This is a genomic window from Pedobacter frigoris, from assembly GCF_005116445.1.
Taxonomy (GTDB): domain Bacteria; phylum Bacteroidota; class Bacteroidia; order Sphingobacteriales; family Sphingobacteriaceae; genus Pedobacter; species Pedobacter frigoris.
The window spans coordinates 133,936-149,165 of record NZ_SWBQ01000003.1 but is presented as its reverse complement, the minus strand read 5'-3'; the positions used below and the strand labels follow the sequence as shown (position 1 = coordinate 149,165).

Sequence of the window (15,230 nt, the reverse complement as noted above, 5' to 3'; positions counted from 1 at the left end):
ATGCTTGTTATTTAATGTGTTATTTTGCTTTAATGTCAGTTCCCAAACGTTGCAGATAAGCAATAAGGGCAATTATCTCCTTGTCGCTCGCCACCCTTACATTGTTGTTTTTAAGGTCGGCAGCAATACTTTTTGCCTGCTTATCCAGGTCTTTGTTTGCTTCAATTTCATATCCCAATTCGTATGGGACACCCAATGTGCGCATTGCATTGATCTTTGATCTGGTTGTAGTCGTATCCAGCTGCTGTGTGATGAGCCATTCGTAGGGAGGCATGATGCTGCCCGGTGACATGGTTTGCGGATCCAGCATGTGGTTAAAGTGCCATACGTTACCATATTTTCCGCCCTCTCGCTGCAAATCAGGTCCTGTGCGCTTAGATCCCCATAGATGCGGATGATCATACACAAATTCACCAGCCTTGCTGTATTCGCCATAACGTTCTGTTTCCGAGCGGAAGGGACGAATCATTTGAGAATGACAGTTTACACAGCCTTCCCTGATATATAAGTCGCGGCCCTGCAGTTCCAACGGAGAATAAGGCTTAACACTGCTGATGGTAGGAATATTGGATTTGATGGTGAACGTAGGCATCATCTCTACCATACCGCCGATGAGGATGACGATGAGAGAAAGCACAAGAAACACCATAGGCTTACGTTCCAATACCCTGTGTAATTTTTTCTCGCTGCCCTGAGGCTGGTAATCTTTGGCAAGTGCCATCGCTTCGGCTGGTTCATTGGCCAGTAGTTTGCCTGTCCTTACGGTCTTTATTAGGTTGTAAGTCATTACAATTACGCCGATCAGATAAAATGCTCCTCCAATAGCCCTCAACGCATACATTGGGATGATCTGGATTACAGTTTCCAGGAAGTTGGGGTATTTTAACATGCCATCTTCGGTAAATTCTTTCCACATCAAACCTTGTGTGAAACCTGCGAAATAAAGTGGTACTGCATAAAATATGATCCCCAGTGTTCCGATCCAGAAGTGGAAGCCAGCCAGTTTTTTAGACCATAGCGGAGTTCTGTAGATTCTTGGAATCAACCAGTATAAGATGCCGAAAGTGAGGAATCCGTTCCATCCCAGGGCACCCACGTGTACGTGTGCTACGATCCAGTCCGTATAGTGAGCAATTGCATTGATCTGTTTTAAAGCCAGCATTGGGCCTTCAAAAGTGGCCATGCCATAAGCAGTCAGACCTACCACCATAAATTTCAATGTAGCATCTTCACGGACTTTATCCCAGGCTCCTCTAAGGGTAAGCAAGCCATTGATCATCCCGCCCCAGCTTGGTGCGATCAGCATGATGGAGAAGGCAACACCTAATGATTGTGCCCATCCTGGAAGAGATGTATAAAGTAAGTGGTGCGGACCTGCCCAGATGTAAATGAAGATGAGTGACCAGAAGTGCAGGATACTTAGTTTGTAAGAATAAACCGGTCGTCCGGCCATTTTTGGCAGGAAGTAATACATCATGCCCAGGTAAGGGGTAGTTAAGAAAAACGCTACAGCATTGTGACCATACCACCACTGTACCAGAGCATCTTGTACCCCTGCGTATAAATAATAACTTTTGAAAGCAGATATCGGAAGCTGGAAGGAGTTGACGATGTGCAGCACTGCTACGGTAACGAAAGTGGCTATATAAAACCAGATCGCTACATACATGTGTTTCTCTCTTCGTTTAAAAATGGTACCAAACATATTTACCCCAAATACCACCCAGATCAATGTGATTGCGATATCGATCGGCCATTCCAGTTCGGCATACTCATGAGAAGAAGATAAGCCAAGCGGCAGGGTGATTACCGCTGATACAATGATCAGCTGCCAGCCCCAGAAATGGATCTTGCTGAGTACATCGCTGAACATACGAGCTTTGAGTAATCTCTGCAGCGAATAGTATACGCCCATGAAAATGGCATTACCAACAAAAGCAAAGATCACTGCATTGGTATGCAAAGGCCTGATACGGCCGAATGTAGTGTATTGGGAACCCATGTTCAATGCGGGCTTGAAAAGCTGCATGGCGACCAGGAGTCCGACTGTCATGCCTATAATACCCCATACAATAGTGGCTATGGCAAAGTTTCTGACGATTTTGTTGTCGTAGTAAAATTTTTCAGTCATGTTCAAATAATGAATGGTTTATATGTGTAAAGCTAGCGCAGCGCATCTTTCCAGAGAATGACCAGTGTTTTGGCTAAAACTGATCTTCGTCACTTTTTGTCTGGTTTTCAGGCTGCATTTCATCTTCAAAAAGGATGCGTACCGCAGGAGTATAGGTGTCATCATGCTGCCCGGTTTTGCTGGCCCAGAAAAACGCAGCTAAAAAGATAAGCGCCAGCAATATGCTGCACCCTATCAGGAAGTAGATCATGTTCATAACAATTTGTTTTTACGTGCATACAGCCTTGTTGCGATGCTGGTGAAAAGTATGATGGTCACTGTACTTACAGGCATCAGCACTGCTGCAATGAGCGGTGAAAGCATACCCTGTACAGCAAAGTACAGGCCCAGTGTGTTGTAAGTCAGCGATATAGCAAAACTGGCATGTATCACTGTTACCGCATCTTTTGCTTGTCGGATAAACAAGGGTAATTTGTGAAAGCTCGCGCCATCAAGAATCGCGTCGCAGTCTGGCGAAAAGTTGTTGATGTTGTCCGTCACGGCTACGCCTACATTGCTCTGCCGCAATGCCCCCGCATCATTTAAGCCATCACCCAGCATCATTATTTTCTTACCCTTATTTTGCAGACTGCGGATATAATCCAGTTTATGTTGTGGTGTTTGCTGAAAAAGCATTTGCTGTGCGGTAGGGAAAAAAGGAATCAAAGCCTTTTTGTCGTGGTCCTGGTCACCGGATACCAGGTGAAGATCTGCCCATTTGCCTAGCTTAAAGATCAGGTCTTTGAAACCTTTGCGCCACTGCTGCTCAAACAGGAAGTATCCAAGGTATTCACCATTGGTCATGACATGTACAGCACTACTCATTGGAGAGTTGATCAGCGGCAGACCAATAAAAGCGGAACTTCCCAATTTCACTTCATTACCATTGATTCTTCCGCTGATTCCTCTTCCAATTTTTTCTCCGTAATCGTCTACCGAAAAACATTTTTTTATATTCAGCAACTTCACCAGCTCTCTGCTCAGCGGATGACCAGAGTTGACCGCCAAGTCATTGACCAGCTGTTTTTGCGCGACAGTGATGTTGCCTTTAAAAGCAATTCCTGCAACCTCAGGGTTGGTAATGGTTCCCGTCTTATCAAATACAAAGGTGTCTATACGTGCCAGTTCTTCTACTACCGCCGTGCTTTTAAGGTAAAATTTATTCCTGTCGAATATGCTGAGTACTGCTGCAAGCGTAAAAGGGGAACTTAATGCAAGGGCACAAGGGCAGGCAATAATCAGTACTGCCGTAAATGAAGCAACGGCTTTTGCTGTGTCAGCTGCAAACATCCAGTAAGTGCCGGATCCTCCTGCGATGAGCAGCAATACGATACTAAAATATCTGCTGGTGGTATCACTAAAGGTTTTGATGCGGTCTTTTTCAGAGAAGAAAGTTTCGTTGTTCCACAGGCTGGTCAGGTAGCTCTGAGACACAGGTTTGATGACTTCGAGTTCTATGGCGCTGCCGAGTTGGCGGCCGCCTGCATATACAATTTCACCCAGGGTCTTATTTACGGGGATAGCTTCACCTGTGACAAAGCTAAAGTCAATTTCTGCTTCTCCTTTTAACAGGATGGCATCTGCGGGAATAATTTCATTGTTCCTGATCAGGATCCTGTCGCCCTGTTTCAATTCGCTAAGCGGAAGCGGTTTGGTTTTATTCTCTTTAATCATGGTCACCGCAACGGGGAAATATGACCGGTAATCCCGCTCAAAAGAAAGGTGGTGATAGGTACGCTGCTGCATCCATTTGCCAATCAGGAGAAAGAAAACCAATCCACATAAAGTATCCGCAAATCCTGCACCTGTATCGGTAATGATTTCCGCAAGCGTGCGGATGAACATGACGGCTATGCCCAGAGCCAGTGGGAAATCAAGGTTAAGCACCCTGTTTTTTAAATTGGTATATGCAGAAATGAAATAATCACGACCACTGTAAAAAGTTACAGGAATGCAGAAAGCAATGTTTAACCATCCAAAAAATGTCCTGAATTCGTTTTCAAGCTGCGAAAGTCCGAAATAGTCAGGGAAGCTAAAGAGCATTACATTGCCGAAGCAAAATCCCGCAACAGCAATTTTCGGAACCAGATTTCTTTCAGAGCGATCTGACTGCTGTTTCTTAACAAGATCCTGCGAAGAGATTAAGGGTTCGTAACCTATTGAAACCAATGTTTCTACAACTTTCCTTAGGGATATATCCTGGTTTTTAAAAGTGATTTTTACAGTCTTTTTCAGGAAGTCGATCCTCGACTCCCTGATAGCCGGGTTGATTTTATACAGGTTTTCCAGTAACCATATACAGGAACTACAGTGTATGGCGGGAATATACAGCGTGATGACAGTATTTCTTTCATCCATGTAATCCACAAGATCCGCCAGGATGCTCGGTTCATCCAGATATTCAAAATGTGCTGCCGGCTGTTTTTGCGTTTGTCCAGGCACATCATTGTAAGCATAATAGCTGCAGAGGTTGTTTTCTGAAAGAATTCTGTATACTCCCTGGCATCCCAGGCAGCAGAACTGCCGGTCATCAATAGCATAAGGGTTAGATGGCAAGTCATCTCCGCAATGGTAACATTGGGTCTCTATGGCAGCGGTCTTTTCTGTAAACATGATCAAAGTCAATATTTCCAAAGTTCAGGACCCGGTGTAGAATTTTAGATGACGGTAGTCAGGGACAATAGTGACGTATATCACTATCTCTATTTCTTTTGACTAAAAAGAGTAGATAGCACACAATTCGAAGAGGCATTCACCATAACCTGACCACCTGTGGGTGGACCACGCGTGGACGACACGTGGAGCACACGTGGAGAGCGCGTGGAGCGATGACCTAATAAGCAGGGAACTAACACAAGTGTGTCATGAAGACAAATTATAGCTTCAACTACGACTTTATTAATAAAAAACCCTCATATTTATACAACAAAAAGCCAGTCATTAAGATGCAGTACCGGGAAATATTAGATCAACTACGCGCTCATGTTGCAAATCTTTTTCAATCCAATAAGGATGAAAGGTTTATCTACCATAATTTACACCATACAGAACAGGTTGTTGAAAATGCAGTAAGGATAGGGAATCACTACCAGTTATCTGATAAGGATTTCTTTATTGTAACCGCGGCCTGCTGGTTTCATGATCTTGGGTATATGGTAGACTGCGGACAACATGAGGCAAAAGGAGCCGAGCTTGCAGATCAGTTTTTAAAAGAAAGAGGCGTGGATCAGGATGTAATAGATGAAGTAAAAGGATGCATCCTGGCAACAAAGATGCCCCAGCAACCCGAAGGGTTATTGCAGCAGATTGTTTGTGATGCCGATTTGTTTCATCTCGGAGGTGAAAGCTTTAAAGAAAAAAACAAGTTAATGCGTAGCGAGGTGGAAGCTTTTACCGGATACAAAGTAGACAAGGGACGCTGGAGAGAAAAAACCATAGCGCTTTTTAAGGTGCATCATTACCATACTGATTACTGTCAGGAGTTATTAAATGAGAAAAAGGCAGCTAATCTGGCCGAATTAGAAAGTAAAATGAACGAAAAGAAATTGGAAGTTATAAAAGATACTAATATCTCACTTGCCAAAGAGGAGCAGAAAGAAGAGAAAAAAAAGAAGAATGAAAGGCCGGAGCGCGGGGTAGAGACCATGTTTAGGATCACTTCCACCAATCATCAGCGTTTGAGTGATATGGCTGACAATAAAGCGCATATTATGATCTCTACAAACTCGATCATACTCTCAGTTATATTGAGTTTGCTGCTGCGTAAACTTGAAGATAACCCTCATTTGATTATTCCGACATTATTGCTGCTGATCATCTGTGTGGTTACTATGGTATTCTCGATCTTAGCCACCAGGCCATCAATACCTGAGGGGGTATTTACTGCGGATGATATCAAAGCAAAACGTGTGAACCTATTGTTTTTTGGTAATTTTTACAGGATGAGCCTTCCTGACTACGAGAATGGAATGATTAAGTTAATGGATGACCGTGATTTTCTTTACGGAAGCCTCATTAAGGATGTTTATTCTCAGGGTGTGGTGCTGGGACGTAAATACAGATTGCTTAGAGTCGCATATAATGTATTTATGTTTGGAATTATAGCTGCTGTACTTGCGTTTATCGTAGCTGCTGCGGCAGTGACTATGTAGATCTATGGAAGAAACTGTTTTCTTTAACCGGGATTTAAGCTGGCTTGGTTTTAATGAAAGGGTGCTTCTGGAAGCTGCGGATGATGCTGTTCCGATTTTAGAACGGATTAGGTTCCTTTCCATATATTCTTCTAATCTGGATGAGTTTTACAGAGTAAGGATGCCGGTTTTAATGGCTGTTGCCGAGTACTACGAACAGGCAAAAGCGGCCATTAATATCCAGCAGCAAAAATTCGGTGAAATCATATCCGATCAGATTCTCCCCACTCTGGAAGATATTGGGGTACATTGGATTTATAATAAACCGATCCCTGACAAGATAGCCCATCAGGTTTCGGAACTGTTTTTTACAGAAGTACTTGCTTATATTCATTCAGATCCTATAGATAAAGGTCTGAAATCTTTTTTTGCTGAAAATAATAAACTGTACCAGGTGGTGATATTGAAAGATAAAGAAGGAATTGAGCGTCTCGAGCTCATCAACATACCTTCTGAATCGATGTCCAGATTATATGCCATTGAATACCAGAGTGAAAAGTATGTGGTATTCCTGGAGGATATTATTAAACAAAACATGAGCTATCTTTTTCCTGAAGATGAAATTAGGGGGGTATTTAACCTGAAAATCACCAGGGATGCTGAATTAAAGATAGACGAAGGGGGGAATGAGGATATTACGGAAGCTTTGGAACGTCAGCTTGAAACCAGAGATTTTGGCTTTGCAACACGTTTTTTGTGCGAGCCGGGTATTCCGCTTCGCAACCTCTACAGTATGATCTATTCCTTGAACCTGCAAAAGGCATCAATAGTAGAAGGGGGGACGTACCATAATTTAAAAGATCTGAGTACTTTTCCGCTGCAGGGCAGTCAGTATAGTTATCCAAAATGGCCGGCGGCAGACCCGGCGAAAATAGCACAAGGCAACACTTTATTTGAAGAAATACTTAGAAAGGACGTTCTGATCAATGTTCCTTATCAACGATATACCCCGGTGCTAAGGTTTTTTAATGAAGCTGCAAACGACCAGCGTGTGGAGGAAATCTATACCACTTTATATAGGGTAGCCAATGATTCCAGGATTGTAAGCGCCTTAATTAGTGCTGCGAGGAACGGGAAGAAAGTAGTAGTAATGGTGGAGCTTAAGGCCAGGTTTGATGAAGCAAATAACATCAAATGGGCTAAGAAAATGAAGGCATCCGGTGTCAAAATAATTTACAGCAGCATAGATCTTAAAGTGCATGCAAAAGTGGCACTCGTAAAGCGTAAGTTAGATGTTGGTATGGAGTATCTGGGATTGCTGGCCACCGGTAATCTGAATGAGACCACCGCGAGGTTTTATACGGATCAGATTTTACTTACTGCCCATCAGCCAATGCTTAAAGAACTGGAGCTTTTATTCGGGTTTTTAAGTAAGCGTAAAAAAGCACCTTTAGTGGAAGATCATATAGAATTCAATCACTTATTGGTAGCCCAGTTTAATCTGCAACAGCGCTTTTTGGATCTAATAGACCGCGAAATAAAACATTCGAAAAGCGGTCTTCCATCCGGGATCACAATTAAGTTAAATAATCTTGAGGAAAGAATATTAATTACAAAGTTGTACGAAGCTTCACAGGCCGGTGTTAAGGTGCAGCTTATTGTTAGGGGAATATGCTGTTTGGTGCCCGGCGTGACTGGACTCAGTGAAAATATTAGCGTAACGCGTATTGTAGACCGTTATCTGGAGCATGGAAGAATCTTTGTGTTTGAAAATAATGGGAATCAGGAAGTATTTATGGGCTCTGCTGATTGGATGAACCGGAATATATATAGCCGCATAGAGGTTTGTTTCCCGCTTTATGATGAAGATTTAAAAAGTATTGTGATGAAAATCATTAACTTACAGCTAAATGATAATGCACAGCAATCTATTTACTTATTTTTGCAAGACCAAACAAATAAATAGCGCCGCTTATGAAGTACATCTACATTGCATTTTTTTATATACTGGTTATGGTAGTGTCTTTTTTTGGCGCTTATTCCTGCCAGAATCCCAATGGTAAATACACCAGTCCTAAAGGTTATAATTTTGATAAACCCGATAAGTTCAATATGCCTTCAAGTTTATTGGAAATATCTGGGATAGCATTCTATAAAAATAGCAGTGATACTATTTACAGTATTCAGGATGAAGATGGTAAGTTGTTCAGACAAAAATGGGATGTAAAGAAACAAAAGAATATGAAATTTGCATCAAAGGGTGATTTTGAAGACCTTGCAATTTTCAATGAAAGATTCTTTGTGCTAAAAAGTAACGGTGCAATATTTACTTTTCCATTTTCTGAGGCGATCAAAGAAGAATCTGAAAACGTAAAAGAAACAAAACATCTGATACCAAAGGCGGAGTATGAGAGTTTATACGCAGATCCTACAAATAACCAGCTTTATGTGCTTTGCAAAAGCTGTCCGGTAGATAAAAAGAAAAAACAGGTTACAGGTTATATTCTGGACTACAAGGCTGAACTCGACTCAATTGTCCCTGCAGATAGTTTTAAACTCGATCTTAATCAGATCAAAGCTGTTAATCCTAAGCTAAAAGCAAGTTTGAGCCCTTCGGCCATGACCAAAAATCCAAAGACAAACGAGTGGTACATTCTTTCATCGGCCAATAAGCTATTGGTGATTACAGATGAAAAATGGAACATAAAATCGGTACATAAATTGAATTCTTCAACCTTTAATCAACCGGAAGGAATTGCTTTTGATAAGGATATGAATCTGTTTATCTCCAATGAAGGAGATGAGGTTACAGATGGTAATGTTATAAAATTCAAATACAGATAGTATACTCAGATGCAAGCCATAACGCTAAATTTAAATCAAAGATTAAATGGGGGATCAGGAGAGTATTCGATAGGTGCTAACATCAGACTGTCTTTGAATCCTTTTATCAAATACATAGAAAAAAGGGCAAGTACAGAAAAAACTGCGAAGATCAATTTCTACAGGTATATCCTGGAGCAGTTTAATCAATATCCGGAACTTAAAGATCCGATTTCAACTGAAGAAGCTAAGAAGTATTCTGCACTCTTTGAGCTGATATACACCTCTTTATCGCCGATCATCAATGATGAAAACCAGCAGTTTTGGGCGATAAGTACACCAGTAACTCCATGCTTTCATTATGGTACTAATGCATTTTACAATGTATTGATGGACACTACCAGCTGTAATATAAGGACCGATATTTCATTGCCTTCTAAAAAGGATATGGAGAAGAATGTGCTTTCTGCATTTTATAACCTTGTGCTGGAACGCTTTTATAATTTTTCGCTTGCAGGAAATCAGGTAGTGGTCAATTCGATTATTGATCCGGATACACATTTGCTAAAGTATTATAAACTCAATGTAGATACACGTTTCCTCGAAGTAACTACGAAAGCGAAACTCCCAGAGTACAACCTTAAGGATGTCAAAGATTATATTCAGGATGAGAGAAACACTTTAAAAATCTTATCGAAGATTATCCCGCCAGATCTGTTTACTGTTGAGGGAATTTCAATAGTCACGCTCACCGATGTTACCGGGGAGTATGCGCTGGAGACTATAAAGAACATCATCATTGAGCATAGTGAATCACAAAAGGGCCATTATACGAAGTCTATTGCGACTGCGCTAAAAACGCTCGTAGGTACAGATCAGATTGATTTTGGACTGATACCTTATATCAGGCTGAATAACAGACTTCAGATCAATGAGCATTCTGGTTTTACCAGCATCCTGATACAACTTGCTAAAGAAAATGATGTAGATGATGCCGCATATCAGGATCTTATAGCTGATTATATTGTAAATCCAAGAACATTGATCTTTCCGGAGATTTCTGATGATGAGCGATCTAAATATCCCATGCTGACTCTATTGGGGCAAGTAGGTGTAAAATCATATGCTTTATTCCCATTATATTATAATGCAAAACTTGTAGGTTGTCTTGAGCTATATACGAAAGACTCAAGTAAATTTAATGGTAATACCTTAACAAAGATAGAAGCTGCTTTTCCTTTGCTGGCGCAACTCTTTCAGAATATCATTATTGATTTTAACAATGATATACAGGATATAATAACAGATAAATTTACTGCCTTACAACCCTCTATACAGTGGCGTTTCCATGAAGCAGCGTATAACTATTTACAGTCTGGGGCGAGAGAAAGGAATCTGCCTGTCGAACCGATTTTCTTCAGGGATGTTTATCCATTTTATGGAGCCGTAGACATCAGGAATTCGAGCATTCAGCGTAATTCAGCAATCAGAAGAGACCTTTATCTGCATTTTGAAATACTTGAGCAGACCATCAAGTCCATAAAGAGCACAATTACTTTGTGTAAGGAAAATGAGATACCTCATGAAGAGGCAATCTGGAATTATAAAAATCTGGATGAATTGTCTGATCGCGAAATACTGAAAACAGAAGATTATTTGCAAAGACAAATTCCTGCGGCAATGGATCAATTGCGGGTAAGTCATCCAGAGCTTGAAGAAATTATTAAAAAGTACTTTAAAGAAACTGGAGTAAACGGCAAGATCTTTGAAAACAGGGAGAAATATGAGAAGAGCATGCAGATGATCAATCTTGCAGTAAGCCGTCACCTCGATGAATTTAATGCAGAATTGCAAAGTATATACCCTAGTTATTTTGAGAAGTTCAGGACTGACGGTGTGGAGTTTGATATTTATCTGGGGCAGTCCATCGCACCAAAGATTCCTTTTACTGATGACTTGCTGGAGGGCTTCAGACTGAAGCAGCTCAGGGTGCTTGCAGAAGTAGCACAAACTACCAATAATTTAGGCCCTTATTTCTCATTACCGCTCGAAACAACACAATTGATATTTGTGTATGACAAGCCTATAGATGTAAGTTTCAGAATAGACGAGCAAAGGTTTGATGTAGAGGGAAGCTACAATATCCGCTACCAGATGGTGAAAAAAAGGATTGATAAGGCACATATAAAAAATACCGATGAGCGGCTGACGCAACCTGGGAAGATAGCAATTGTCTATTTCAATAGTTCTGAGGCCAAAGAATATGTAGGCTATATCAAGAAATTGCAGAAGCGGGGTTTGCTCACCAACGATCTCGAATATTTAGAAATTGAAGAATTACAAGGTGTTGAGGGATTAAAGGCGCTAAGGGTGGGCGTTAGTTTAAAAAGAATAATGAATTGATATGCCATTGAAGAAGCTCCTGATCATTTTTTTAGTTATAATTTCGTTACCGTCCTTCGCTCAGAAGGGAGATTCCATCACTATTGCTGTAGGTCCTGAATATGATAAAGTAAGTCCGCTACACCGGTTTTTTCTTGGTGAGAGTTACCGCAGGGTTTGGGCTACGCCTGTTAAGATCCGTATTATTGACCTCCAGAAGGAAAGAGGGGGTTTTAAAATTGTAAAACTTGGTGGGGGAATGCAGACACGCTCTTTGCGCCTGGTTGACCCTACAGGTAAAGAATGGGCACTTAGAACGGTGCAGAAGTATCCTGAAAGAGGTCTGCCTGAGAGCTTGAAGCCCACTATTGCGAAAGACATTGTTCAGGATCAGGTGTCTACAAATCATCCTTTTGCAGCATTAATAGTACCTCTGCTTGCGGATGCAGTTGGGTTAGTTACAGCCAGGCCGGAATTGGTATATGTAGGTGACGATCCGGGCTTTGGTGAATATAGGAAGGATTTTGCCAATGCTGTTTACCTACTTGAACCACGTTCTCCTTTTGAAGAGGAAACTGACAATACCTTAAAAGTACAGCGTAAAATCCAGGAGGACAATGACAAAAGAGCCGATCAAAAGCTGACTTTAAGAGCACGTTTACTGGACTTTGTGTTGGGTGACTGGGACAGGCATGAAGACAACTGGCGTTGGCTACCACGAAAAGAAAAAGGTGAAATGACATATATTCCTGTCCCCAAAGACAGGGATAAGGTGTTTTATAAGACATCAGGACTTTTCCCATGGGTACTTAATCATCAATGGCTGAAATCTCATTTGCAGCCTTATAGTCCAACGATCAGAGATGTAAAACACTGGAATTTTAATGAGCGGTATTTTGACAGGTATTTTCTGAATGAACTGAGTGAGCAGGATTGGAAAGAGGAGATTAAACTGGTACAGGAAAAACTAACCAATGAAGTCATTTTGGCTGCCTTTAAGAAAATGCCTGATACTATATTTAAACTAAGTGGCGAAGAATTAATGCGGTTTTTTACTTCGCGGAGAGATCAACTGGATACACTGGCGTTGCAGTATTATAAATTCTTATCTATCAACGTCGACATACCGGCATCGGACAAAAAGGAGATTTTTGAAGTTAATTATTTAAACGACGGAAAACTTGAGCTTGCTGTCAACAATATCAATAAAGAGGGTAAAAAGGGTAGGTTAATTTATAAACGCACATTCGATCCGGCGGTGACCAAAGAAATAAGGTTATTTGGAATGGCAGGTGAAGATGTGTTTTCCGTAACTGGGAATGGGAATTCGGGTATAAAGGTGAGAATGGTTGGTGGAGCTGATGACGATAAGTTTGAAATAGCAAAAGAGGTGGGCAATAAGCCTTTTGTGTATGATCGTTCTGATGAGCCGAATACATTTCCGGAACGTTCTTCGGCGAAGTTGCGTCTTGGAAGAGATACCATGGTAAACTACTTCGATAAAAATAGTTTTTTGTATGACAGGTCCGGACCACTTTTTAGTGGAGGCTATAATATAGACCAGGGTATACAACTTGGTGTAGGGTATATTTATGAAAAGCAGGGCTTTAGGAAAGCGCCATATGCGACAAAACATGAGTTTTGGGCTAATTATTCTACCGGCAGAAAGTCTTTCATACTCGATTACGTTGGAGACTTCAAAAAGGCGATTGGCAATAATGACCTGATAATACATGCGAATTTTCTTGGGCCAAACAACCTGAGTAATTTCTTTGGCCTTGGCAACAATACAGAATTTGTAGATCTGGATTTTGATGATGAAACGGAGGAATTATTAGACCGGGAGGCTGGCATTTCATATTATCGGAACAGGTACAACTATTTAAATATTGACGTTAAGCTCGGTAGAAAACTCAACCGGTTTCTAAAACTTGAAGGAGGCATACTTGCTTCTTATTATACAAGTGAGGCGGAGGGTAATGAAGAGCGATTCTTTAACGATTACAATGCGACAAACCCTGAACAGGAAATATTAAAAGATAAGTACTACGGAGGTTTGGTAGCCGGCATTATTTACGATAATAGGGACAACGCTGCTATTCCAACAAAAGGTATTTATTGGAAGACATCTTTTACGGCCCAACATCGTTTAGATAAAACAAGCGATAAATATGGGGCGGTAACTTCAGAATTTCGTTTTTATATCAATCCGAATAAATCCGGACTGGTACTGGCGAACCGTATAGGATTAGGAACTGTAATAGGCGAACCTACTTTCTTTCAACGCATGCAAATTGGCGGAATAAATAGTTTACGGGGTTTCAACAGCAAACGTTTTACTGGTACTTCCATGTTCTATCATAACCTGGATATGCGGTTGAAATTGTTTAATTTCACTTCTTATCTTGTGCCGGGGACTGTCGGTATGATTGGTTTCAATGATGTAGGAAGAGTTTGGGAAAAAGGAGAATCTTCAGGCAGGTGGCATCAGGGGTATGGCGGCGGACTATATGTGATTCCTGGTGAAGTTTTGTTGCTGCAGGCGACTGTCGGCTTTTCTAAAGAAGCAACCATGCCTTATTTTTCAATAGGATTTAATTTCTAATCGCTTATGCATAAGGTCATCGACGGAGGAGGAGGGGTATGGGGAGATTCACCAATGACACCACATCCTGATTTGAAAAAAAGCGACGCAAAGCTAATGGTCTCGTATATATTATCCCTGAAAAAATAAATTTCTGCGGCTATTCAGCCTCGTCGTCTATAAGAAGTTTAATTTCATGGTCTGAAATGATAATCAGTCTGTCCTTATAAAGGCCTCCGATTACTTTCTTGAAGGCATTTTTACTGATCTTAAACCTGTGGTAAATTTCCTCAGGAGAACTTTTATCGCCCAATGAAATGGTTCCACCACTCTCTTTTAGCTCTTCCAGCAAACTGTCTTTAGTGTCAAGAATGTGACCGTATCCCATTGGCTGAAGACTCAGGTCAATTTTTCCCCCGATGCGAATCTTTTTGATCCAGCCTTTTCTCAATTCCCCAGGATTCAACTCATCAAACAGTTCATTGGTATACAACAATCCGATGTATTTATTGTCGATAATGGCATTGTAACCCATATCAGACCTGTCTACGATAAGCAGACTTACCTCATCACCCTCTTCAAGATCAATTTCTACTTCTTCGACGAAATTGGTCAAGCGGGAAGAAGCCACCATACGATCATTGCTTTCATCCAGGAAAACATAAACTACATGACGGTCACCTTTAAACATAGGGCGTTTTTGCTCCCTTGCAGGAACGAAAATATCTTTATCGAGACCCAGATCCATAAAAGCTCCTTTATCATCATCATCCACCACAGTCAGATAAGCAAAATCACCTACACATGCCAATGGCTTTTTGGTAGTAGCCATTAATCTTCCGTCTTTATGCATGTAAACAAATACGTTAAGGTTGTCACCGATCTCTGCATTTTTGGGTACATCAACATATGGAAGCAACACATCTTTGTCTCCCTCTGTTAAAATTAGTCCTGCTTCAGTTTTGGTAATTATCCTTAAATCGTTGTATTGTCCTATTGCTATCATCTTGTAGTTAATTTTGAGAGTTTCCGAAAAGGTACATCGTCATCCTGAATTTATTTCAGGATGATGTAATGCAAATAAATAGCAAATTTACCTTTTCGGACAGTCTCCTGCATCCTTGTTTGGAATTACAAAGGT

Annotated in this window: 9 protein-coding genes; 5 read left to right on the top strand and 4 right to left on the bottom strand. The window is 41.0% G+C overall.

All coding sequences use genetic code 11. From position 1 onward, the window contains the following. Positions 1-19: 19 nt before the first annotated feature. From ccoN to FA047_RS11380, 3 genes are all read right to left on the bottom strand, one after another. Entirely contained in the window at positions 20-2,131 is a 2,112-nt protein-coding gene (ccoN, locus tag FA047_RS11390; RefSeq protein ID WP_136836200.1) for a cytochrome-c oxidase, cbb3-type subunit I, read from the bottom strand. 73 nt (positions 2,132-2,204) lie between these two features. Continuing rightward, entirely contained in the window at positions 2,205-2,387 is a 183-nt protein-coding gene (gene ccoS / locus FA047_RS11385) for a cbb3-type cytochrome oxidase assembly protein CcoS (RefSeq protein WP_136836199.1), read from the bottom strand. Continuing rightward, positions 2,384-4,783, bottom strand: a complete 2,400-nt coding sequence (locus FA047_RS11380; RefSeq protein ID WP_136836198.1) for a heavy metal translocating P-type ATPase — start codon at positions 4,781-4,783, stop codon at positions 2,384-2,386. Before FA047_RS11380 ends, ccoS begins: the two co-directional genes overlap by 4 nt. A gap of 332 nt (positions 4,784-5,115) precedes the next feature. Between FA047_RS11380 and FA047_RS11375 the strand changes: the two genes are divergently transcribed. Genes FA047_RS11375 through FA047_RS11355 form a run of 5 tightly spaced genes read left to right on the top strand, consistent with a single transcriptional unit; the run spans position 5,116 to position 14,110 of the window. Beyond that, a complete protein-coding gene (locus FA047_RS11375; protein ID WP_136836637.1) occupies positions 5,116-6,321 on the top strand; it encodes a Pycsar system effector family protein in 1,206 nt (401 codons plus the stop codon). 4 nt (positions 6,322-6,325) lie between these two features. Next, positions 6,326-8,266, top strand: a complete 1,941-nt coding sequence (gene ppk1 / locus FA047_RS11370; RefSeq protein WP_136836197.1) for a polyphosphate kinase 1 — start codon at positions 6,326-6,328, stop codon at positions 8,264-8,266. Between the two features lie 8 nt (positions 8,267-8,274). Then, positions 8,275-9,144 carry an SdiA-regulated domain-containing protein gene (locus tag FA047_RS11365; protein WP_136836196.1) on the top strand — a complete coding sequence of 290 codons (870 nt, stop codon included), beginning with the start codon at positions 8,275-8,277 and terminating at the stop codon, positions 9,142-9,144. A 9-nt stretch (positions 9,145-9,153) separates the two neighbouring features. Then, complete coding sequence (locus FA047_RS11360) at positions 9,154-11,526, top strand: GAF domain-containing protein (RefSeq protein ID WP_136836195.1); 2,373 nt, start codon at positions 9,154-9,156, stop codon at positions 11,524-11,526. Between the two features lies 1 nt (position 11,527). After that, positions 11,528-14,110, top strand: a complete 2,583-nt coding sequence (locus tag FA047_RS11355) for a BamA/TamA family outer membrane protein (protein WP_136836194.1) — start codon at positions 11,528-11,530, stop codon at positions 14,108-14,110. A 139-nt stretch (positions 14,111-14,249) separates the two neighbouring features. Here FA047_RS11355 and FA047_RS11345 read toward each other — a convergent pair whose 3' ends face one another. Continuing rightward, positions 14,250-15,095, bottom strand: coding sequence for a CvfB family protein (locus tag FA047_RS11345; RefSeq protein WP_136836193.1), 846 nt, complete (start codon positions 15,093-15,095; stop codon positions 14,250-14,252). Between the last annotated feature and the right edge of the window lie 135 nt (positions 15,096-15,230).

Coding starts and splice junctions, on each gene's coding strand:
- ccoN (WP_136836200.1), bottom strand. CDS start 2,131: ATGACTGAAAAATTTTACTACGACAACAAAATCGTCAGAAACTTTGCC.
- FA047_RS11380 (WP_136836198.1), bottom strand. CDS start 4,783: ATGTTTACAGAAAAGACCGCTGCCATAGAGACCCAATGTTACCATTGC.
- FA047_RS11345 (WP_136836193.1), bottom strand. CDS start 15,095: ATGATAGCAATAGGACAATACAACGATTTAAGGATAATTACCAAAACT.
- ccoS (WP_136836199.1), bottom strand. CDS start 2,387: ATGAACATGATCTACTTCCTGATAGGGTGCAGCATATTGCTGGCGCTT.
- FA047_RS11360 (WP_136836195.1), top strand. CDS start 9,154: ATGCAAGCCATAACGCTAAATTTAAATCAAAGATTAAATGGGGGATCA.
- FA047_RS11355 (WP_136836194.1), top strand. CDS start 11,528: ATGCCATTGAAGAAGCTCCTGATCATTTTTTTAGTTATAATTTCGTTA.
- FA047_RS11375 (WP_136836637.1), top strand. CDS start 5,116: ATGCAGTACCGGGAAATATTAGATCAACTACGCGCTCATGTTGCAAAT.
- FA047_RS11365 (WP_136836196.1), top strand. CDS start 8,275: ATGAAGTACATCTACATTGCATTTTTTTATATACTGGTTATGGTAGTG.
- ppk1 (WP_136836197.1), top strand. CDS start 6,326: ATGGAAGAAACTGTTTTCTTTAACCGGGATTTAAGCTGGCTTGGTTTT.